Annotated in this window: 20 protein-coding genes and 2 tRNA genes; 2 read left to right on the forward strand and 20 right to left on the reverse strand. The window is 48.4% G+C overall.

The annotated features are described in order from the left end of the window. Positions 1 to 90: 90 nt before the first annotated feature. A tRNA-Leu gene (locus H591_RS0101290) sits at positions 91 to 177 on the forward strand. A 120-nt stretch (positions 178 to 297) separates the two neighbouring features. Here the strand turns inward: H591_RS0101290 and H591_RS0101295 are convergent. The 17 genes from H591_RS0101295 to rlmE all read right to left on the reverse strand — a co-directional run bounded on the left by H591_RS0101295 (position 298) and on the right by rlmE (position 18,542). Next, positions 298 to 705: a hypothetical protein gene (locus H591_RS0101295; protein WP_022965131.1), complete on the reverse strand. Its 408-nt coding sequence runs from the start codon at positions 703 to 705 to the stop codon at positions 298 to 300. Between the two features lie 156 nt (positions 706 to 861). Next, positions 862 to 1,623 carry a TSUP family transporter gene (locus tag H591_RS0101305; RefSeq protein ID WP_022965133.1) on the reverse strand — a complete coding sequence of 254 codons (762 nt, stop codon included), beginning with the start codon at positions 1,621 to 1,623 and terminating at the stop codon, positions 862 to 864. Between the two features lie 67 nt (positions 1,624 to 1,690). After that, positions 1,691 to 3,181, reverse strand: a complete 1,491-nt coding sequence (gene putP / locus H591_RS0101310; RefSeq protein ID WP_022965134.1) for a sodium/proline symporter PutP — start codon at positions 3,179 to 3,181, stop codon at positions 1,691 to 1,693. Positions 3,182 to 3,456: 275 nt separating this feature from the next. Further along, positions 3,457 to 5,577: a polyribonucleotide nucleotidyltransferase gene (pnp, locus tag H591_RS0101315; protein ID WP_022965135.1), complete on the reverse strand. Its 2,121-nt coding sequence runs from the start codon at positions 5,575 to 5,577 to the stop codon at positions 3,457 to 3,459. 160 nt (positions 5,578 to 5,737) lie between these two features. Next, the gene (gene rpsO, locus H591_RS0101320) at positions 5,738 to 6,007 is read right to left on the reverse strand and encodes a 30S ribosomal protein S15 (RefSeq protein WP_022965136.1); all 270 of its coding nucleotides are present in this window, start codon (positions 6,005 to 6,007) and stop codon (positions 5,738 to 5,740) included. Positions 6,008 to 6,130: 123 nt separating this feature from the next. Further along, on the reverse strand, positions 6,131 to 7,048 hold the full coding sequence (truB, locus tag H591_RS0101325; protein ID WP_028244095.1) for a tRNA pseudouridine(55) synthase TruB: 918 nt from the start codon (positions 7,046 to 7,048) through the stop codon (positions 6,131 to 6,133). Between the two features lie 7 nt (positions 7,049 to 7,055). Continuing rightward, entirely contained in the window at positions 7,056 to 7,442 is a 387-nt protein-coding gene (gene rbfA / locus H591_RS0101330) for a 30S ribosome-binding factor RbfA (RefSeq protein WP_022965138.1), read from the reverse strand. Between the two features lie 125 nt (positions 7,443 to 7,567). After that, complete coding sequence (gene infB / locus H591_RS0101335; protein ID WP_022965139.1) at positions 7,568 to 10,042, reverse strand: translation initiation factor IF-2; 2,475 nt, start codon at positions 10,040 to 10,042, stop codon at positions 7,568 to 7,570. Between the two features lie 28 nt (positions 10,043 to 10,070). Continuing rightward, the gene (gene nusA / locus H591_RS0101340; protein WP_022965140.1) at positions 10,071 to 11,552 is read right to left on the reverse strand and encodes a transcription termination factor NusA; all 1,482 of its coding nucleotides are present in this window, start codon (positions 11,550 to 11,552) and stop codon (positions 10,071 to 10,073) included. Between the two features lie 48 nt (positions 11,553 to 11,600). Continuing rightward, positions 11,601 to 12,059 (reverse strand): ribosome maturation factor RimP, encoded by a 459-nt coding sequence (rimP, locus tag H591_RS0101345; RefSeq protein ID WP_022965141.1) that lies wholly within the window; start codon positions 12,057 to 12,059, stop codon positions 11,601 to 11,603. Between the two features lie 245 nt (positions 12,060 to 12,304). Next, positions 12,305 to 12,390, reverse strand: a tRNA-Leu gene (locus H591_RS0101350). Positions 12,391 to 12,394: 4 nt separating this feature from the next. Further along, the gene (gene secG / locus H591_RS0101355) at positions 12,395 to 12,772 is read right to left on the reverse strand and encodes a preprotein translocase subunit SecG (protein ID WP_022965142.1); all 378 of its coding nucleotides are present in this window, start codon (positions 12,770 to 12,772) and stop codon (positions 12,395 to 12,397) included. 1 nt (position 12,773) lies between these two features. Continuing rightward, on the reverse strand, positions 12,774 to 13,529 hold the full coding sequence (tpiA, locus tag H591_RS0101360; RefSeq protein WP_022965143.1) for a triose-phosphate isomerase: 756 nt from the start codon (positions 13,527 to 13,529) through the stop codon (positions 12,774 to 12,776). Positions 13,530 to 13,594: 65 nt separating this feature from the next. Beyond that, entirely contained in the window at positions 13,595 to 14,938 is a 1,344-nt protein-coding gene (gene glmM, locus H591_RS0101365; protein ID WP_022965144.1) for a phosphoglucosamine mutase, read from the reverse strand. 4 nt (positions 14,939 to 14,942) lie between these two features. Beyond that, entirely contained in the window at positions 14,943 to 15,800 is an 858-nt protein-coding gene (folP, locus tag H591_RS0101370) for a dihydropteroate synthase (protein WP_022965145.1), read from the reverse strand. 57 nt (positions 15,801 to 15,857) lie between these two features. Next, positions 15,858 to 17,801: an ATP-dependent zinc metalloprotease FtsH gene (ftsH, locus tag H591_RS0101375; protein WP_232362412.1), complete on the reverse strand. Its 1,944-nt coding sequence runs from the start codon at positions 17,799 to 17,801 to the stop codon at positions 15,858 to 15,860. A gap of 105 nt (positions 17,802 to 17,906) precedes the next feature. Further along, positions 17,907 to 18,542: a 23S rRNA (uridine(2552)-2'-O)-methyltransferase RlmE gene (gene rlmE / locus H591_RS0101380; protein WP_022965147.1), complete on the reverse strand. Its 636-nt coding sequence runs from the start codon at positions 18,540 to 18,542 to the stop codon at positions 17,907 to 17,909. Between the two features lie 70 nt (positions 18,543 to 18,612). Between rlmE and yhbY the strand changes: the two genes are divergently transcribed. Beyond that, positions 18,613 to 18,924, forward strand: a complete 312-nt coding sequence (gene yhbY, locus H591_RS0101385; RefSeq protein WP_022965148.1) for a ribosome assembly RNA-binding protein YhbY — start codon at positions 18,613 to 18,615, stop codon at positions 18,922 to 18,924. Between the two features lie 31 nt (positions 18,925 to 18,955). Here the strand turns inward: yhbY and H591_RS0101390 are convergent, their stop codons facing one another. The 3 genes from H591_RS0101390 to carB form a co-directional block, all read right to left on the reverse strand. Further along, complete coding sequence (locus H591_RS0101390; protein WP_051145764.1) at positions 18,956 to 19,306, reverse strand: hypothetical protein; 351 nt, start codon at positions 19,304 to 19,306, stop codon at positions 18,956 to 18,958. A 70-nt stretch (positions 19,307 to 19,376) separates the two neighbouring features. Continuing rightward, on the reverse strand, positions 19,377 to 19,853 hold the full coding sequence (greA, locus tag H591_RS0101395) for a transcription elongation factor GreA (protein ID WP_022965150.1): 477 nt from the start codon (positions 19,851 to 19,853) through the stop codon (positions 19,377 to 19,379). After that, positions 19,850 to 23,071: a carbamoyl-phosphate synthase large subunit gene (carB, locus tag H591_RS0101400; RefSeq protein ID WP_022965151.1), complete on the reverse strand. Its 3,222-nt coding sequence runs from the start codon at positions 23,069 to 23,071 to the stop codon at positions 19,850 to 19,852. Before carB ends, greA begins: the two co-directional genes overlap by 4 nt.

Genomic DNA, 23,071 nt, shown 5'->3' on the forward strand with positions numbered 1-23,071 from the left:
AAGATCTTTTATCGGCCGTATAGTTCGCGACCACAACGTTATGTGATTGACGTTGTACCATGGAAACAATGCAAATGTATTGCTTTCAGTGCCCAGATGGTGGAATTGGTAGACACGCTAGCTTCAGGTGCTAGTGCTCGCAAGGGCGTGAAAGTTCGAGTCTTTTTCTGGGCACCAATTATAACAGTAAAGCCTAATACGCTTTACTGACTAGAAACCCGCTTAGGCGGGTTTTTTAATGTCTAAAAAACAGCAAACTGCAGCTTTTAACACTGCAACCCTCTTATGCTCCGTTACTTATATGCTACTTGCTATGACAGCACTCAATAGCGTGATTGCGCCAATAAAAACGCCAGCTAATATCGCCGCCAGGCCCAGTGACACCGCCATCTGATACCAACCGCTACGCTTCGACTCAAGCTTTTGAATAAACACGATAAAGCTCACGGCAAATAATACCGCGCTGTAGGGCATGATAAATGGCAGAATTTCCGGATTAACCACGCGCGCCACATAACTTGGCACCGAAGCGAGCAAAAACACCACGCCCGATAAACCTGCCACTTTGAGCATGGTGACCAGCGGCCGTGAAATACGTCGATCGTTCTGCTTAGCAAGCAAGGCCAGTATTAACCAGCCTGCCAAGACAACGAAAACCAGCGTAGCGCAAGCCCAAAAAATTGTTACAGGGGTAATGGCTAACATGCATATCCTTAAAATAGTTATTACGCTCAATCAAGCCAGCAGCGCAGTATTCACCGCAACGGTCACTCAAGCGCTTAAAAAAATCAAACTACAGTATAGCGATGCTCTCATTGAAACACATGCAATCTAGGTCAATACTCAGCACATCTCCGCAGACTAGCTGAGCGCTTGCCAAATCAAACGCAATGCCAAGGCCGTCAGCAACCAATTAAAAATAAGCGCAAAGCGTCGATCCGAAGTTTGACTCAGCAAACCTAAACCTAATTTTGTACCGACCACACCAGCGATAATCATCATTAAAGCCAGCCCCAGCCAATCATAAAAAACAAAACCAGCAAGACTGTACACCAAAGCCTTTGGTGCATGTTGCAAGGTCATTACTGCCGCAAAGGTCGCCACAGTGGCTTGGCGCTGACCTTGCTGTTGCTGTTTAATAAAGGCGGCCACCAAAGGCCCAGTAGCCCCAACAAAGTGACTCAGAAAAGTGCTCAAAGCAGCTGCCAAAAATGTCCCAATAGCGCCAGTAGCAACAGCTGGAATCGCAGGCCCCCAACACAGCAGCAGAATAAAACTAGCGATGCTTAACTGCAGTAACTCAGGCGGCAACTCAACCAATAATGCGCTGGCCAGCAGCGCACCCAGCAACACTCCAGGCGCAAACCAATACAAGGTTTGCCAACGAATATGTTGAGCGGTAAATGCTGCACGATTCGCATTAGAACCCAACTGCACCAAACCATGCAGCGGAATGATCGCTGCCGCTGGCAGCAGCATACTCATAATGGCTAAGAGCAATACACCACCGCCAATACCAAAGGCAGCGGTCATGGCCGAGGTCAAGCAGGCGCTGACTATCAGCATGAGCACCGCCCAAATAGGTAAGTCAGGCGGCACTAACCATGCCAGCAGAGACTCCATCAGCACGTCTCGCACTGATGCAATGCGCTCATCAGTGCTGCGCTACAGCAGAATCTGAGCACGACAATCAACCCTTCTCTCGGTGAAATGTCTTATCGGCTTCAGCAAAGCGTGCGATCATCGCAACACTCGGCCCTTTACCTAAGACACTGACCAGGTAAATCGCCACAGTAGCAAACGCAAAGCCTGGAATGATCTCATACAAATCAATGCCGCTATATTGCTTCCACACTACCACTGTTAATGCGCCAACTATCATTCCCGCTAAAGCGCCATTACGAGTCATACCGCGCCAAGTCACTGACAACAACACCACCGGACCAAAGGCCGCACCAAACCCTGCCCACGCATAAGACACTAAATCAAGCACTTTGCTGTTTTGATCTGAAGCGAGGTAAATCGCTAACAAAGCAATTGACAGCACCATCAAACGACCGACCCACACCAGCTCTTGCTGGGAAGCATTTTTACGTAAAAAACCTTTATAAAAATCTTCAGTAATGGCGCTAGAGCTGACCAATAACTGACAGCTTAGGGTGCTCATCACAGCAGCCAACACGCCAGCCAGAATAACCCCAGCAACCCATGGGTTAAAAAGTAATTTAGCCAGCTCCATAAACACGCGCTCACTGTTGCCATCCACTGCTGCAGCCAGCTCGGGATGCTGTGCGAAGTAGGCAATACCGAAAAAGCCTACCGCGACCGCACCACCCAAGGTCAACACCATCCAAGCAATACTGATGCGGCGCGCATTGGGCATACTGGCCGATGACTTAACCGCCATAAAGCGCACTAAAATATGCGGCTGACCAAAATAACCGAGTCCCCAGCCCAACAATGAGACAATGGCCATAAAAGACAGGCCGTGGAACATATTAAACGCCGTAGGCTTAACCCGCTCAATGGTCGCCAACGCCTCACTTACATCACCTAATGCCAGGATGACAAAAAGTGGGGTAATCAACAGGGCAAAAATCATCAAGGTGGCTTGCACAGTATCAGTCCAACTGACCGCTAAGAAACCACCAATAAACACATAGAGCACCGTAGCTGCCGCGCCGACCCATAGCGCTACGCCGTACTCCAAAGCAAAGGTGCTTTCAAATAAACGCGCTGCGGCCACAACCCCAGAGGCACAGTAGAGCGTAAAGAACAGTAAAATAATCGCGGCAGAAATAATCCGTAAAATTCGACTGGTATCTTCAAAGCGATGAGTAAAATAATCCGGCAAAGTCAATGCATTATTGTTGTATTCGGTATGCACACGCAGACGTCCAGCAACAAATAACCAGTTGATCCATGCACCGGTTACCAAACCAATGGCAATCCAGCTCTCAGATAAACCCGCGACAAAGATAGCGCCCGGCAACCCCATCAACAACCAGCCGCTCATATCGGATGCACCAGCCGACATCGCCGTAACAAAACTACCTAAACTGCGCCCACCCAAGATGTAATCCGAGAAGTTCTTGGTTGAACGCCAAGCCCACAAACCGATGCCCAACATTAAGGCGATATACACTGCAAATGTCACTAATGTCGGTGTGGAAACACCCATAAAAAAGTCCTCGGCGATTGCCCTACAGCACACAAAGATACACGCCACACGATCAGTGCCATGCGACTGCTTAGCTGAGTTAAAAATTAAACACACATTCTAGCTTTAAAGGCACTTTAGGGTCACCCCTGAAGTCTTGCGGCTCACTATTTACAGCCCTAAAGAGCAAGACCGCCCCATAACGGCACACTGGCTCACCGGCGTTGAAAGCCGTGATTGACAATTTTTTCTATAAAAAAAAGCCGCACAAGGCGGCTTTTTTCAACACAACCCGCTTAGGCTTGTGGCGCATTCTCAAGCTTTGCAGCAGCAACATCTTTAATCGACAGCTTGATACGACCACGGTTATCAACGTCCAGAACCACAACGTCAACCATTTCGCCTTCAGTCAATATATCGGTGACTTTCTCAACACGAGCATCACTCAACATAGAGATATGCACTAAGCCGTCTTTACCTGGCAGGATGTTAATAAACGCACCAAAATCAACGATACGCTCAACTTTACCATGGTAGATCTTACCAATTTCAGCTTCTGCAGTGATGCTCAGAACGCGCTCACGTGCAGCTTCTGCAGCCTCTTTAGTAGAACCAAAGATTTTAATTGAACCGTCATCTTCGATATCAATGGATGCTTCAGTTTCTTCACAGATGGCACGGATGGTTGCACCACCTTTACCAATCACGTCACGGATTTTGTCCGCATCAATTTTCATCGCAATCATAGTCGGCGCATTGTCCGACAGCTCAGTGCGTGAAACAGGCAATACTTGATTCATTTGCTCAAGGATATTGATACGCGCTGCGTGCGCTTGGTTTAGCGCAATCTCCATGATTTCTTCGGTGATGCCTTGGATTTTAATGTCCATTTGCAGTGCAGTAACGCCTTTTGCAGTACCTGCTACTTTAAAGTCCATGTCACCTAAGTGATCTTCGTCACCTAAAATATCGGTTAAAACAGCAAATTTATCGCCCTCTTTAACCAACCCCATGGCAATACCAGCCACTGGGGCTTGCATTGGTACGCCAGCGTCCATCAGTGCTAATGAAGCGCCACAGACTGAAGCCATTGAGCTTGAACCGTTGGATTCAGTGATTTCTGATACCACACGGATGGTGTACGGGAAATCATCCGCCTTAGGTAGCATCGCAGCGATACTACGACGCGCTAAACGACCGTGCCCGATCTCACGACGACCGGTTGCGCCCATACGACCACACTCACCTACAGAATAAGGCGGGAAGTTGTAATGCAGCATAAATGAATCACGTTTTTCACCCTCTAAGGTGTCAAGCAACTGTGCATCACGAGCAGTACCCAAAGTGGCAACCACTAAAGCTTGGGTTTCACCACGGGTGAACAAGGCTGAGCCGTGGGTTTTATCCAATACGCCCACTTCAATCGCCAGTGGACGCACTGTGCTATTGTCGCGACCATCAATACGTGGTTTACCGTTAACGATATTCTCACGCACGATACGGTATTCAATTTCACCAAAGGCTTCTTTAACTTCTGCAGCCGTTGGGCCTTCACCCTCGACTTGGCTGGCCAGCGCCGCAACCGCTTGCTCACGGATCTCGCCTAAACGGGCATAGCGATCCAGTTTAATGGTGATGGTGTAAGCTTCTGAAATTGCCGCACCGAACTGGCTGCGAATCGCCGTTGACAATGCTGTATTTTCAGCTTCTGGCTGCCAATCCCATGTTGGCTTTCCTGCTTCTGCGGCCAGTTCTTTAATAGCATTGATCACGACTTGGAACTCTTCGTGCGCAAACAGTACTGCACCCAGCATTTGATCTTCAGTCAGCTCTTGTGCTTCAGACTCAACCATCAATACAGCATCTTGCGTACCAGCAACCACCATGTCGAGGCAGGACGCTTCCTGCTGCTCATAGGTTGGGTTAATTAAGTAGCCCGTTTCTGGATGGAAGGCAACGCGCGCAGCACCGACTGGACCATTAAATGGGATCCCAGAAATAGCTAATGCGGCAGAGGTACCGATCATTGCGGCGATGTCTGGATCAGTTTTTTTGCTGGTTGAAACAACGGTACAAACAACCTGTACTTCGTTATTGAAACCTTCTGGGAACAGCGGACGAATCGGACGGTCGATCAATCGCGAAGTCAGGGTTTCTTTTTCGGATGGACGCGCTTCACGCTTGAAGAAACCACCTGGAATTTTACCTGCAGCATAGGTTTTTTCTTGATAATGCACAGATAAAGGGAAAAAGTCTTTGCTTGGGTCGGCTTTCTTAGCACCAACGACAGTACACAACACAGTGACATCATTATTGACGCTAACCAGTACTGCACCTGTGGCTTGGCGTGCAATACGGCCTGTTTCTAAAGTAATGGTGGATTCACCAAATTGGAACGTTTTAATAACCGGATTCACGGTATTTTCCTTCTCTTTGTTGACTTGGGGGAAACAGCTAAGAGCATGGGTATCGGCCCATTTATCTCCTAAAAAGCGAAAAGCTGGAAGCCCAAAGCATCGCGTAAATATTTTTACGCATGATGCCCCAGACTCCCAGCTTCACGTTATGGGTAACGTCTTAACGACGTAATCCCAGACGACCGATTAAAGTCGTGTAACGACCTAGATCTTTACCTTTAAGGTAATCCAGCAACTTACGACGCTGGTTTACCATGCGGATCAAACCACGACGGGAGTGGTGATCTTTTTTATTGTCTTTAAAGTGACCTTGCAGCTTGTTGATGTTAAAGGTCAAAAGTGCAACTTGCACTTCTGGAGAACCTGTATCACCTTCAGCTTGCTTGTAGTCATTTACGATCTGGGCTTTATCTTCAACGCTAAGTGCCATGATGGGCTCCTAATATGGACAGGCCGGGATATTCCCGTGCAAATAAAATAGGTATGACCATGCCTGCCAACAGCCTACCTGATGATTTTTTCAGTCACATTTAAGTGCGCTGAAAAAACTGACTCATTGTGACCGAATTAGCCGTCTGGGTGCAACCATTCCATCATCATCTATCTCACCCACACCGATAAATTCATCGTTATGGTTATACACTCGGGTTAAGCCGTCCAGTGGTGTGTTTTGTGCTCGTACGGGTTGACCGTTAAGCCAGAAAAAACTACTGTGCTCAGTTAAGCGCACAATCGGCCAATCTTGCAGCCCACTATCCACCGCAATCATAAACGCATCCAGTGCTTCAGCACCGCCCTCTTCATGCGCACGTTCAAGCTCTGCAAGGGTCACCGCATGAGTCAAATCGAACGGACCTGCCTCAGTACGGCGCAATTGCGCCACATGAGCGCCACAACCTAATACAGCACCGATGTCTTCAACTAGGCTACGAATGTAAGTGCCTTTGCTGCACGCCACCCGAATGCGCGCCTGCGTGCCCTCAAATGACAGCAATTCAAGCTCACTAATGGTGACGGTGCGTGCAGGACGATCAACAGTGAGACCCGCCCTAGCTAATTTATATAATGGCTGCCCATCTTTCTTCAGCGCCGAATACATGGGAGGGATTTGCTCAATTACGCCTCGAAACTGTGGTAACACCGCTTCAATATCAGCGGCAGAGACATTCACCTCTTTAGTTTCCAGCACTTCACCTTCGGCATCAGCGGTATTGGTAGTCACACCAAGCTGCATAGTTGCTTCATACACCTTGTCAGCATCAAGCAAATAACGCGAAAACTTAGTCGCTTCACCAAAGCACAACGGCAATACGCCTGTGGCTAAAGGATCAAGGCTGCCTGTATGCCCCCCTTTATCCGCGTTAAGTAGCCAGCGTACTTTTTGTAAAGCACCATTGGAGCTAAAACCGTAAGGCTTATCAAAAATAATAATGCCACTGACACTGCGACGCTTGCGCTTGACCTGCTGCACCACCTGATTACTCTCCGTCTAACTCAGTATTACGCTGATCTGCAGATACCGCCTGCTCAATCAAAGCTGACAAATATGCACCACGTGTGATGCTTTCATCATAATGAAAGTGCAAAGACGGCACGCTGCGCAGCTTCATCGCTTTACCCAGTAACATTCTTAAGTAACCAGCCGTATCTTTGAGCACGTTAAGGTTTTCTTTAATCACTTCAGGCGAGTTATCACCCATCACAGTGATAAACACTTTGGCGTGACCAATATCACGACTCACATCAACGCCCGTGATAGTGATTAAGCCTAAACGTGGATCTTTAATTTCTTGCGGGATCAGAATCGCCAGCTCGCGCTGAATCTGATCGCCAATGCGTTGGGTGCGACTGTATTGTTTCGCCATAGCATTCACCTTGCGCTGCCAATAGCAGCTTTTGTACTAATCCATATAAACAGCAAACGGCAAGTTCAATTAGGTGGATTATCTATCCCACCCATTGCACTTGCCGTTGCCTATACGACTACGAATTACAGAGTACGTGCGACCTGGACTTTCTCGAACACCTCGATTTTGTCACCAACCTTCACGTCATTGTAACTCTTCACGCCAATACCGCATTCCATACCCGCTCGCACTTCGCTGACGTCATCTTTAAAGCGGCGAAGCGATTCCAGCTCACCTTCAAAAATAACCACGTCATCACGTAGCACACGAATCGGACGGTTACGGTGCACTAAACCTTCAGTGACCATGCAACCTGCAACAGCGCCTAACTTAGGTGAGCGGAAGACTTCACGCACTTCAGCAATACCCAGGATATTTTCACGTACATCACTGCCCAACATACCCGAAAGCGCCTTTTTGACGTCTTCGATGATGTCGTAAATGATGTTGTAGTAACGCATGTCGAGGCCTTCTTGCTCAACGATTTTACGCGCACCAGCATCAGCACGCACGTTGAAACCAAAGATCACAGCATTGGAAGCCAAGGCAAGGTTTGCATCACTTTCAGTGATACCACCTACACCACCGGCAACAACACAAACTTGTACTTCATCATTACCCAGCTCAGATAATGAACCACGTAACGCTTCTAGCGTACCGCGCACGTCTGCCTTGATAACGATGTTCAGCGTTTTCTTCTCTTCCTGCCCCATATTCTCGAACATATTTTCGAGTTTACCAGCATGGGCACGGGCCAATTTAACTTCTCTGAACTTGCCTTGACGGAATAGAGCAACTTCGCGAGCTTTACGCTCGTCAACCACTACAGTCACTTCATCACCCGCTTCAGGCGTGCCATCAAGACCTAAGATCTCAACAGGAATGGATGGCCCGGCTTCCTTAATTGCCTGGCCATTTTCGTCCATCATGGCACGCACACGGCCAAAGTTAACGCCAACTAAAACCATATCGCCTTGACGTAAAGTACCGTTTTGCACAAGCACAGAGGCGACAGGGCCACGGCCTTTATCAAGGCGCGACTCAATCACCACACCGCGACCCGGAGCCGATGGTGTCGCACTGAGCTCAAGCACTTCAGCTTGCAGCAAAACAGATTCCAGTAGGGTATCAATACCTGTACCCACTTTCGCTGACACGTGAACAAACTGCGTATCACCACCCCATTCTTCTGGAATCACATCATGCGCGGCAAGGTCATTTTTAATACGGTCTGGATCAGCTTCTGGCTTATCAATTTTGTTTACCGCAACAATCAAGGGTACCCCAGCGGCTTTAGCATGCTGAATACCTTCAATGGTTTGCGGCATCACGCCATCATCAGCCGCAACCACTAGAATCACGATATCAGTGGCTTGCGCACCACGTGCACGCATGGCGGTAAACGCCGCGTGACCAGGTGTATCAAGGAAAGTGATCATGCCACCTTCAGTTTTCACGTGATACGCACCAATATGCTGAGTGATACCACCCGCTTCACCAGTGGCCACCTTGGCCCGACGAATATAGTCGAGTAAAGATGTTTTACCATGGTCAACGTGCCCCATCACTGTAACAACAGGCGCACGGTGGAAGGATTGGCCATCATCAATTTTCAATGATTCAGCAAATTGCTCTTCAATCAAGTTGTCGCTAACGCGAGTCACACGGTGCCCCAGCTCTTCCGCAACCAAGACAGCAGTGTCTTGGTCAAGCACTTGGTTAATGGTGACAGGAGAGCCAAGCTTAAACATAAACTTAACCACTTCCACGCCTTTAACGGACATTTGTGCAGCTAACTCAGCAACCGTAATGGTTTCGCCGATTTGCACGTCACGTATAACTGGACCGGCTGGGCTGGTAAAGCCATGCTGATTTGTACGTTTTTTGCTTTTACTACGATTACGTCCACCCCGTCGCGCTTGCTCATCATCATCATCACGAACCACTTTAGCTTTCGCAGCAGGACGTGGAGCAGCCGCTTTACGATCGCGACGATCATCATCTTCAGTACGTTTGGCCGGACGACGAGCTTCTTCTTTCTTGCGCTCAGGTGCCGGTGTAACGACGTCGACCACAGGCAGCGTAATGTCGATAGGCGCTTCGGGCGCTTCTGCAGCAACTGGCTTTGAAGCTGGTGCGGCAACAGGTGCCGGTTTTTCAACAATCGGCGCAGCAACAGGTTCGATTGCTTTAGGCTCTGGCTCTTGAGCTTTTTGCTCAGCCTTTAACTTGGCAAGATCTTTTTGTTTTTCAGCCTCAATTTCTTCAGGGCTGCGTTTTACGAAAGTTTTCTTTTTACGTACTTCAACACTGATCGTTTTGCTACCAGGGGCGCGTAACGTTGTGGTGGTTTTGCGCTGCAAAGTAATTTTCTTAGCGCCATCGGCTTTACTGCCGGCACCTTTTTCTAAAAACGTCAAAAGTGTTTGTTTTTCAGTATCACTTACTTTTTGGTCTGCACTTGTGTGCGCAAGACCTGCCTCATGCATTTGTTGCAATAGGCGTTCTACTGGCGTGTTAACTGCTTTAGCCAGTTCTTTCACCGTGACTTGCGTCATGAACTTCTCTCCTCAAGCCGCAATGTGCTTATTCAAACCAGTGGGCGCGGGCGGCCATGATCAGCTTGCCGGCACGATCTTCAGTCATGCCTTCGATGTCGAGCAAATCATCAATAGACTGCTCAGCGAGATCTTCGCGACAGAGCACTCCACGAACAGCCAGCTCTACAGCCAGCTCTTTACTCATGCCCGTTAAGTCGAGCAAATCTTGTTGCGGCTGAACACCAGCCAATTTTTCTTCTGTAGCAATTGCACGGGACAACAGACAGTTTTTGGCACGGGTGCGAAGCTCATTGACCAAGTCTTCATCAAAGTCATCAATATTGAGCATCTCTTCCATCGGCACATAGGCCACTTCGTCCAAACTACTGAAGCCTTCGTCAACCAGAACTTGCGCTAGATCTTCGTCGATCTCAAGATCACGGACAAATAACTGCACAATGTCGCCAGTCTCTTCTTGCTGACGGGCCTGAATTTCTTCTTGGCTCATCACATTTAAAGTCCAGCCAGTCAGCTGTGAAGCAAGACGTACGTTTTGTCCGCCACGACCAATGGCTTGCGCGAGGTTTTCTTCGGCCACCGCAATATCCATCGTATGGGTATCTTCATCAACGATGATAGCCACAACTTCCGCCGGTGACATCGCACTAATGACAAACTGCGCAGGGTTTTCATCCCACAGCACAATATCAACACGCTCACCACCTAACTCACCAGAGACCGCTTGCACGCGTGAGCCACGCATACCAATACAAGCACCCTGCGGATCAATACGCTTATCTTTCGAGCGTACGGCTATTTTAGCACGCGAGCCTGGGTCACGGGCAGCGGCCATAATTTCGATTAAACCTTCAGAGATTTCTGGAACTTCAATATTAAACAGCTCCATAATCATTTCTGGCGCAGTGCGTGATAGCACGAGCTGCGGCCCACGATTTTCTGAGCGAATGTCTTGCAACAGCGCACGCACACGGGCGCCAACCCGGAAGGTCTCACGCGGAATGATATCTTCACGGGCTAAAATAGCTTCAGCGTTGTTACCTAGATCGACAATAATATTATCGCGAGTAACCTTCTTCACCGTACCAAAGATAATTTGACCAAGCTTACTGCGATACGCTTCGACAATTTGCGCACGCTCAGCCTCACGCACTTTTTGCACGATCACTTGTTTGGCCGTTTGTGCAGCAATACGGCCAAAAGCAATGGATTCGACTTTTTCTTCTAGCACATCACCAACAGATGGATTATCCATACGCTTTTCAGCCATATCGATGGTCATCTGATGTGCAGGGTCATCAAAATCGGCCTCTTCAACCACTGTCCAGCGACGGAAGGTTTCATAACTACCTGTTTGTCGATCAATCACAACACGCAGATCAACTTCATCTTCGTAGTTTTTCTTGGTAGCCGTTGCCAATGCCAACTCCAGGGCTTCAAAAATCACCGCTGGCGGAACGCCTTTTTCGTTAGAGACTGATTCAACAACCAGTAAAATTTCTTTGCTCATCGCATGCCTCGCCTTTCGCAAACTATAAAAGTCGCGGAGTCCGTATTCTTATTCAAAGTTCGGAAGTATGTTCGCTTTTTCAATCAGATCGATTGGCAACAGGTACTCGTACTCATCCACCTGAATAACCACATCTTGATCTTCGACTGATCGAATCAGCCCTTGGAAATTGCGGCGTTCTTCCACTGGAGAACGTAATCTAATTTTCACTTGCTCACCCACAAACTCAGCAAACTGCGCCAAAGTAAAGAGCGGGCGATCCATTCCTGGAGAAGAAACTTCAAGCGTATATTCAGAACTGATTGGATCTTCAACATCCATAACAGCACTAAGCTGACGACTCACTGTTTCACAATCTTCGATCACAATTCCTTTTTCATGATCAATATAAACTCGCAGCACTGAATGACGGCCTTGAGAAATATACTCAATACCCCAGCACCTATAACCTAACGCTTCGATCACCGGCGTCAATATGTTCTGCAACTGTTCCAGCTTGCTCGTCATCCGACCTCCAATGCACGCTGTAGAAATGAAAAATGGGCATAACGCCCATCCAAAATTTAAAAATATTTCTGTGCGACCTAACAAAAAGCCCCTTACAAGGGGCTTTTAGAAGCAATCTGTCACGTCCACTTGCGCAATCACAAGTGTAAAGCATAACGTGAGGCCGAATAATACAGCCACAACCTGCTTCAGTCAAGCAGACTACAAACAAGATCGCCTGCATACAGCAGGCGATCTTGTAATATTGGTACCGAGAAGGGGACTCGAACCCCTACAGCCTATGGCCACTACCACCTCAAGGTAGCGTGTCTACCAATTCCACCACCTCGGCAAAATCAATCTACAGCAGGTACATCACTTTCTGTTGCTTCAGTCGCTTTGCTTTCAACTTGAGGAATGTCTTCCAGCAAAGGTTGCGCCTGAGGCTTCACTTCCAATACTGCAGGATCAGGTAAACCTAACTCAGTAATGGTTACAGCACGGTCTTTAGCGTAAAACGCCAAGCCCAAGCTTGTTGCAAAAAACACAGCTGCTAACACAGCTGTAAAACGACTCAAAAAACTACTTGAACCTTGCGATCCAAAAACAGTACCTGAAGCGCCCGAACCAAATGAAGCACCAGCGTCTGCGCCCTTGCCCTGCTGAATCAGAACAAAACCTACAACACCAATCGCAACCACCAAATGCACAATAATTATGACTGTTTCCAGCATTTTAGTTTCCCGCAGCGCGACAGATCGCACTAAATTCATCTGCATTGAGGGAGGCTCCGCCTACTAACCCCCCATCGATATCTGCTTGAGCAAACAACTCAGCAGCATTAGCGGCTTTAACACTGCCACCGTAAATAATACGTAACTCTTGGGCAATTGACGCGCTGTATTTTGCCACATGTGCACGTATTTGTGCATGTATTTCTTGCGCTTGCTCTGGGGAGGCTGTTAATCCGGTACCTATAGCCCAAATGGGCTCATAAGCAATTACCGCATTACGCAGCACATCAACACCTAATTCAAGCAGTATTGCATCAACCTGTCTTTGTACAGTAAGCAAAGCCAAACCTGCTTCACGCTCTGCAAGCGTTTCACCGACACAAAGAATGGGAGTTAACCCTGCACTTTGAGCTGCAATAAACTTGCGGCATATTACACCATCATTTTCTTCTTGCAACTGTCTTCTTTCAGAATGCCCCACAATTACCATGGAGCAACCTAAATCCTGCAGCTGTAACGCAGAGGTTTCGCCAGTCAGCGCCCCCTCTTCCATCTGCACCGCACAGTCTTGCGAACCAACAACAATAGCGCAATCAGCCACAGCAGCAAGGACAGTTTGCAAGTAAATCAAACCCGGGAAAATTGCAACATCAACGTCAGCAGGCATAGCTTGTACTGATAGTTCAGTAACCAGCTTAGCGATACTGCCGCGAGTGCCATGCATTTTCCAATTACCAGCTACCAATGGGCGACGCATGTCGTACCTCTTCGCTCAAAGTGGGCGCAGATATTACTCAAGCGCATAAAAACATGCAAGCAGAATCAAGCACATACTGTTTTAACAACATCAGCCAAGTGCTGTGCATGGCGCATCACCACAGACTCATCATCACCTTCAACCATTACTCGCACCAAAGGCTCGGTACCTGATTTGCGCAATAAAACGCGCCCACGCCCAGCCATTGCCGTAGTGACTTCATCACACGCCGCTTGCACTTGCGGATGCGTAACAGGATCAGCATCCCCCGTAAAACGCACATTAATCAGCACTTGTGGTAGTTTCTGCCAAGCCAAACGCTCTTTCGCTAGACTTTGACCACGACGACGCAAAGCCAATAACACCTGCAACGCTGCAATAATCGCATCCCCTGTGGTGGCATGCTGCGCACAGAGAATATGCCCTGAGTTTTCTCCACCAAGCACCCATTGCCGCTCTTGCATTTCTGCCATCACATAACGGTCACCCACTTTAGCGCGAACAAAGGGTATTGCACGCTCTTTTAGCGCCAGCTCAAGCCCCAGATTACTCATCAAAGTGCCGACTACACCGGTTCCTTCCGGCAAACGATCACGTTCTTGAATGTCAGTTGCTATGATATATAACAAATCATCGCCATCGACGATGGCGCCGGTATGATCGACCATTTGCACACGGTCGCCATCACCATCAAAAGCGATGCCCAGGTCGGCACCATGCTCGACCACAGCCTTTTGTAAAGCCCCTAAACTCGTTGAACCGACGCCTGCATTGATATTCAAACCATCAGGATGAGCTGCGGTCGTGATCACCTGCGCACCGAGCTCACTAAATACATTAGGAGCCACTTTATAAGTAGCACCATGGGCGCAATCAAGGACAATTTTTAAACCGGCAAAACTGGTACTGGTTGGCACACTACTTTTGCAAAACTCAATATAACGTCCCGCGGCATCGTTGATCCGTGACGCCTTACCAAGCTGTTCTGACTCAACCACAGTCATTGGCATATCGAGCAATTCTTCAATCATTAATTCCAGCGAGTCGGGTAATTTCGTACCGCCACCGGAGAAGAACTTAATGCCGTTATCATAATGAGGATTATGCGATGCGCTGATCACAATACCCGCGTCGGCCTGAAATGTACGGGTGAGATAGGCTACCGCAGGCGTTGGCATGGGACCAAGCAACATCACATCGGCACCTGCGGCGGACAAACCGGCTTGCAGCGCCGATTCAAACATGTAACCGGAAATACGCGTATCTTTACCAATTAAAATACGGCATTTACCTTGCTTACGAAATGCCATACCTGCTGCCCAGCCTAGCTTTAGCATGAACTCAGGAGTGATTGGTGCAGTGCCTACGCGACCACGAATACCATCCGTGCCAAAGTATTTTTTTGTCATTGCTTTATTGTTCCTTTGCAGCATCTTGTACCGCATTGTAGATTTTCAATGCATCCATGGTCGCCGCCACATCATGCACCCGTAAAATTTTAGCTCCGCGCTCTAGCGCCATAACGGCCAAAGCTAAACTGCCATATAAACGCTGATCAACAGGCCGCTGTAAAATGTTGCCGATCATGCTTTTTCGAGATACGCCCACCAAAAGCGGCCGCTGCAAGCTTTGCAACTCCGGCAAGCGCTTAAATAATTCATAATTATGCTGGGTATTTTTGGCAAATCCAAAGCCAGGATCAAGAATAATGCGCTCCACAGCAATGCCAGCAGCAACACAAGCACTGATGCGCTCCTGCAAGAAGCCCTTGACCTCAGCAGCAACATCCACGTAATGCGGCGCATCCTGCATGGTCTGAGGTTCACCACGCATATGCATTAAACAAACAGGCAAATGCGTTGCTGCAGCCGCATCTAAAGCACCATCACGTTGCAACGAACGCACATCATTAATCAATCCTGCGCCGAGACGGGCTGACTCACGAATCACTGCAGGCGTGGACGTATCTACTGAAATAATCACATCGCACTCAGCAGCAAGCCTCTCAATCAATGGTGCAACCCGATCAAGCTCTTGCTGTGCACTGACAATAGCGGCCCCAGGACGAGTTGATTCACCACCCACATCAATAATACTTGCACCGGCTGCCACCATCTCATGAGCGCGCAAGACGGCCTGTTCTAACGAGGTGTAGCGTCCGCCATCAGAAAACGAGTCAGGGGTTACATTGAGAATACCCATAACATGGGCGCGTGTAAGGTCAAGCTGATGTTTGCCGCAACCTAAATACGGGTGTGCAATAGCGTGCATAATCTGCCTTTCTGTTCTATTGAAACGGGCGCTAAAGAGCGCCCGTTGTGCTGATTATTAATGTTCGCCTGCCGGCCCACCAATTGGCGCCTCTGGCCGTTCTTGTGCAGACTTGTCCTGCTCTTGCTGGGGCTCGGCCTGCCGAGCAGACTTACCCGCTGAACCACCACCGCTCCAATCTTTTGGCTCACGCGGCTCACGACCACTCATGATGTCATCAATCTGGTCACTATCAATGGTTTCATACTTCATCAAAGCCATCGCCATCTGCTCAAGCTTATCGCGATTATCCAGCAAGATCTGTTTAGCAGTCGCGTAGCAATGATCAATAATGTCGCGGATTTCTTGGTCGATCAATTTAGCCGTGTCACCAGAAACATTACTAGTGCCACCACCTGAACGGCCTAAGAAACTTTCATTTTCTTCTTCGGCATACATCAAAGGACCGAGTTTTTCTGACAATCCCCACTTAGTCACCATATTTCGTGCTAACTGCGTAGCACGCATAATATCGTTAGAGGCTCCAGTGGTGACACCATCAAAACCAAGTGTCATTTCCTCAGCAATTCGACCACCATAGAGCGAACAAATCTGACTGATCAAGCCGCGCTTAGACAAGCTGTAACGATCTTCTTCAGGTAAGAACATGGTCACACCTAAAGCTCGCCCACGCGGAATGATGGACACTTTATACACTGGGTCATGCTCTGGTACTAAGCGACCAACAATTGCATGCCCTGCTTCATGGTAGGCCGTGTTGAGCTTTTCTTTTTCAGACATCACCATGGACTTACGCTCTGCACCCATCATGATTTTGTCTTTGGCCAACTCAAACTCTTTCATGGTCACTAAGCGACTTTCAGAACGCGCAGCAAATAGCGCTGCTTCATTGACCAAGTTAGCCAAGTCTGCACCCGAGAAACCTGGTGTGCCTCGAGCAATGACCGCTGCATCAACATCATCATGCACCGGCACTTTGCGCATATGCACTTGAAGAATTTGCTCACGACCACGAATATCCGGCAGACCTACCACAACCTGGCGGTCAAAACGCCCTGGACGCAACAACGCTGGATCCAGTACATCGGGACGGTTAGTTGCAGCAATGACAATTACGCCATCATTGTCTTCAAAGCCATCCATCTCAACCAATAATTGGTTTAGCGTCTGCTCGCGCTCATCATTACCACCGCCCATACCAGCGCCACGATGACGACCCACGGCATCAATTTCATCAATAAAGATAATGCAAGGGGCGTGTTTCTTCGCTTGTTCAAACATATCGCGAACACGCGAGGCACCGACACCGACAAACATCTCTACGAAGTCAGAACCAGAAATGGTAAAGAACGGTACTTTTGCTTCACCGGCAATGGCTTTTGCCAACAAGGTTTTACCGGTACCGGGCTGTCCGACCATCAGCACGCCGCGTGGAATCTTACCGCCTAAGCGCTGAAAGCGACTTGGGTCACGTAAGAACTCAACAATCTCACCCACTTCTTCTTTAGCTTCATCACAACCCGCAACGTCAGCCAATGTGGTTTTGATTTGATCCTCTGCAAGCAAACGCGCCTTACTTTTTCCAAAGCTCATGGGTCCGCCCTTACCGCCAGCGCCACCTTGCATTTGACGCATAAAGAACATCACCACAGCTAAAATAATCAGAATAGGGAAACTGGCAACCAATAATTGCATCCACATGCTTTGGCGCTCTGGCTGCTTACCTACGATGCTGACGTTGTTATCAATCAGATCGCCCATCAGACCATTATCCTGAATGGCCGGACGCACGGTTTCAAAGACACTACCATCAGTGCGCATACCGCTGATCACAAAACCATCTACTGTAACTTGCTGAACACGACCTGACTTCACTTCTTCAATAAAAGAACTGTAGTTCAGCTTGCCCGTTTCACTTTGCGAGGAAAAGTTGTTCATTACAGTCACTAGGACAGCAGCGATAACTAACCACAAAAGTAGGTTTTTAGTCATATCGTTCACTTCAATTTACCCTCTGCTGCACTCAGCGCAACACATACGTCAATTACACATAACAAACTTACTACAGATTGACGCACTGCGTGTGTTTGTCCTGTAACAATACATTTAAACATTTTCATCCAAGGCGCGCATGCCGCGTGCTAACAAATACTGCTCACGCGAGCGGTCTCGTGATGAAGCGGGCTTGCGCATTTGCACTTTTTCAAAGCGACTGCGCACATCACGCAAATAGGCATCGAAACCTTCACCGTGAAACACTTTAATTAAAAAATCGCCACCCGGGCGTAGTACTTTAGATGCTAAATCCAAGGCGAGTTCACATAAATACATCGCCGCTGCTTGATCAGCAGCCCTCACACCACTCATATTGGGGGCCATGTCGGAAATAACAAGGTCGACTGGATTATTCCCCACCGCATCCATGATTTGCTGAAACACTCGTTCTTCAGTGAAGTCACCTTCAATAAAGGTTACATCAGCAATCGCCGCCATCGGCAAAATATCTGAAGCAATCAAAGTGCCTTTGTCACCAATCACGCGACTGGTCACTTGTGACCAGCCCCCTGGGGCGCTGCCCAAATCAATCACAGTCATACCCGGACGCAAGATACGATCTTTTTCTTGCACTTCTAACAATTTATAGCTGGCACGCGAGCGGTAGCCATCTTTTTGCGCCATTTTTACAAACGGATCATCAAAATGTTCTTTTAACCAACGCGAACTGCTTTTAGATCGAGCCACAGAATACCTCTTAAGCTTCAGGTCAGGTAAACTATCCACCTTCATTCATGTTACGACTCAGAGGTCGATTATGTCGCTCACACAAGAGCAAAAGAAACAGTTTAAATCCATCGGCCATCACCTTAAGCCGATTGTTACCATTGCCGATAACGGTTTAACCGATAACGTGCTAGCAGAACTGGATCGTGCCCTTAACGATCACGAACTTATTAAGGTTCAGCTACGTCTTGGCGAACGCGAAGACCGTAAAGCAATCATTGATGAGCTGTGTGAAAAAAGCAGCTGCATGTTGGTGCAAAGCATCGGCAAGGTTGCACTGGTTTACCGTAAAAATGCACAACCCAATAAAAACCTGTCCAACATATTACGCTACAACGCTTAATGACTCTGCCTCACCGCTTGGGCGTTACACCTCAACTTAACAGCTGAGAGTGGCGCCCAGGTATGGGTTGCAAAACCAACAACACACCGCACATCCCGACCGCCAAATAACTGTACACCAGCCAATATTGCGCAGCAGGCCAGAACGCTCGACACATAAAGAAACTGCTGCACAGCATTAGCGTTGCTAGCAATAACTGTCCGCGCGAATCCTTCAGCATCTGCTTACACGGCATGGTCTGTTTAAGCACCCACAACTGCAGTAGCACACAGGCTAATGCGAAACCGATAAGTAAGGGCCGCGCATACTGCGCGACCTCTTGCACTAACAAACTGGCAAAACCAAGCTTTTCTAATACACCCAGCAAAACGAAGTGCATCATCCAAATACCACCAACCCAAAACACTTGCGCCAATTGCCAAGTATTCGCGCCTGCTTTGAATGAGCTGAGATTAGATATGACGCACCTCAATAATTTCGTATTCAATTAAACCACTGGGTGTCTGCACCACCACTACTTCGCCTTCTTCCTTGCCAACCAAAGCGCGAGCAATCGGCGATGTCACCGATATTTTACCCTGCTTAAGGTCCGCTTCATCTTCACCAACAATCTGATAAGTGACCGTCTCGTCCGTCTCAACGTTAGCAATTTCAACCGTAGTACCGAAAAAAACTTTTCCGGTATAAGGAAGGGTGGTGACATCAATAATCTGCGCAGCAGAGAGGCGACCTTCGATGTCACGAATGCGCGCCTCAGTCATACCCTGCTGCTCACGCGCTGCATGGTATTCAGCGTTTTCTTTTAAGTCGCCCAATTCACGCGCGGTAGCAATGTCAGCGGTAATTTTTGGGCGCATTACGGTTTTCAGATGTTTAAGCTCTTCTTCCAAGGCGCGAGCGCCTTGGAGTGTCATTGGATATTTAGTCACGCATTAATTCCTGCATGCAAGTCCTGCAAGCGACGCACGGTCTTTTCTGGACCAAATTTAAGCGCCTCGCAAACTGCCTGACCACCCGCGAGGGTTGTGGTGAAGTAGATTTTACGTTGCAGAGCGTTTCGACGAATCGAGTAGGAGTCAGCAATAGACTGACGCCCCTCGGTGGTATTGATAACTAAGGACACTTCATCATTCTTGATCATATCAACAATGTGCGGGCGACCTTCAGTTACTTTGTTCACACGGCGCACGGCTAAACCGGCTGCCTCAATAAGTTTCGCAGTGCCTGTGGTGGCGACCACAGTGAAGCCCAAGCCAATCAAGTCACGAGCCAAGTCAGCAGCGAAAGGTTTATCCTCTTCACGCACGCTGATAAAGGCGCAACCACTGGTTGGCAACACTTCACCGGCACCCATTTGCGCTTTGGCAAAAGCTTCAGCGAAGCTATCACCAACACCCATCACCTCACCCGTAGATTTCATTTCTGGGCCGAGGATCGTATCAACACCTGGGAATTTAGCAAATGGGAACACTGCTTCTTTAACACTAAAGAATGGTGGAATGATCTCTTTAGTAAAGTTTAGCTCAGTTAAAGTTTTACCCGCCATCACGCGCGCAGCGACTTTAGCCAAGGACTCACCAATACATTTCGAGACAAAAGGCACGGTACGTGAGGCACGTGGATTAACTTCAATCACGTAAATATCTTCGCCCTGCACCGCCATTTGTACGTTCATCAAGCCGAGCACACCAAGCTCTAATGCCATGCGGCGGACCTGATCACGAATCTCATCTTGGATATGCGCAGGCAGTGAGTAAGGTGGCAATGAACAAGCTGAGTCACCAGAGTGTACGCCAGCTTGCTCAATGTGTTGCATGATCGCGCCAATTACCACGATTTCACCATCGCAGACGGCATCCACATCGACTTCAATCGCACTGTTGAGGAAGTGATCAAGCAACACTGGACTATCATTTGAAACTTGTACGGCTTCGCGCATGTAACGCTTCAGCTCTTCTTCGTCATAGACGATTTCCATGGCGCGACCACCCAACACATAGGATGGACGAACAACCAACGGGTAACCAATTTCTTTTGAAGCGGTAATAGCTTCTTCTTCACTGCGCGCTGTGGCGTTTTGTGGCTGCAATAGACCCAAACGCTGCACCATTTGCTGGAAACGCTCGCGGTCTTCAGCGCGGTCAATTGCATCTGGACTGGTACCAATAATCGGTACACCCGCCTCTTCTAGCGCACGGCAGATTTTCAATGGGGTCTGGCCACCGTACTGCACGATCACACCGATTGGCTTTTCAACACGCACGATTTCCAACACATCTTCTAAAGTAACAGGCTCGAAGTACAAGCGATCTGAAGTGTCGTAGTCGGTTGATACCGTTTCTGGGTTGCAGTTGACCATGATGGTTTCATAACCATCTTCACGCATCGCCAGAGCTGCGTGCACACAGCAATAGTCAAACTCGATACCCTGGCCAATACGGTTCGGGCCACCACCGAGAATCATGATTTTTTCGCGTGAGCTTGGATTAGCTTCACATTCTTCTTCATAGGTTGAATACATGTAAGCCGTGTCAGTGGCGAACTCACCGGCACAGGTATCCACACGCTTATACACTGGGAAAATATTGAGCTGATGACGACGGCTGCGGATGTTTTTCTCGGAAACGCCTAGCAGCGCAGCTAAACGTGCATCACTGAAACCTTTGCGCTTGAGCTTAAACATTTGCGCGGCATCAATTTCTGCCAAACCCACAGTTTTTAGACGCTCAGCTTCATGCACCAAGTCTTCCATTTGCACGAGGAACCAATGATCAATTTTGGTCAACTCATAAATTTCGTCACGGGACATACCAAAACGCATGGCATCGGCCACATACCAAATACGATCCGCACCTGGCACGGTCAATTCACGGCGAAGAATATTGGCCGCTTCTGGGTTTTTCAGATCAAGAATGGAATCAAGACCATTGACGCCAACTTCCAAGCCACGCAAAGCTTTTTGTAGCGACTCTTGGAAGGTACGACCAATCGCCATCACTTCACCCACAGATTTCATCTGCGTGGTTAAACGTGCATCCGCTTTAGGGAACTTCTCAAAGGTAAAGCGCGGAATCTTAGTGACAACATAGTCAATGGATGGCTCAAAGGATGCTGGGGTACGACCGCCAGTGATATCGTTATCCAACTCATCAAGGGTATAACCCACTGCCAGTTTTGCCGCGATTTTAGCGATTGGGAAACCTGTGGCTTTTGATGCCAGCGCTGATGAGCGTGAAACCCGCGGGTTCATCTCAATCACCACCATACGACCATCTTTTGGATCAATACCGAACTGTACGTTAGAGCCACCGCTGACAACGCCAATCTCACGCATCACCGCCAAAGAGGCGTCGCGCATGATTTGGTACTCTTTGTCAGTCAAGGTTTGTGCAGGCGCTACGGTAATCGAGTCACCGGTATGGACACCCATCGGGTCAAAGTTTTCGATTGAGCAGACAATAATGCAGTTATCATTTTTGTCGCGCACCACTTCCATCTCAAACTCTTTCCAACCGATCAGCGACTCATCAATCAGCAGCTCTTTGGTCGGTGACAGATCAAGACCGCGGGTACAAATCTCTTCAAACTCTTCACGGTTGTAAGCAATACCACCGCCAGTGCCGCCCATGGTGAAGCTTGGGCGAATAATGCAAGGGAAGCCGACTTCGCTTTGAACTTTGTAAGCTTCTTCCATGTTGTGGGCAATGCCTGAACGCGGACATGCCAAGTTAATGGAACGCATGGCCTTGTCAAAACGCGAACGGTCTTCAGCTTTATCAATGGTGTCGGCATTGGCGCCAATCATTTCTACGCCAAACTTCTCTAAAACACCTTCACGCTCTAAATCGAGTGCACAGTTCAGTGCTGTTTGGCCACCCATCGTCGGTAGCAAAGCATCTGGTCGTTCTTTCTCAATGATTTTTGCAACGGTCTGCCATTTGATCGGCTCGATATAGGTCGCATCAGCCATCGCTGGATCAGTCATGATCGTAGCAGGATTTGAGTTCACTAAAATGACTCGGTAACCTTCTTCGCGCAACGCCTTACACGCCTGCGCGCCAGAGTAGTCAAATTCACACGCTTGACCAATAACAATTGGACCAGCGCCGATGATGAGGATGCTTTTAATGTCTGTGCGTTTTGGCAT

This window comes from Denitrificimonas caeni DSM 24390 (genome assembly GCF_000421765.1).
Classification (GTDB): domain Bacteria; phylum Pseudomonadota; class Gammaproteobacteria; order Pseudomonadales; family Pseudomonadaceae; genus Denitrificimonas; species Denitrificimonas caeni.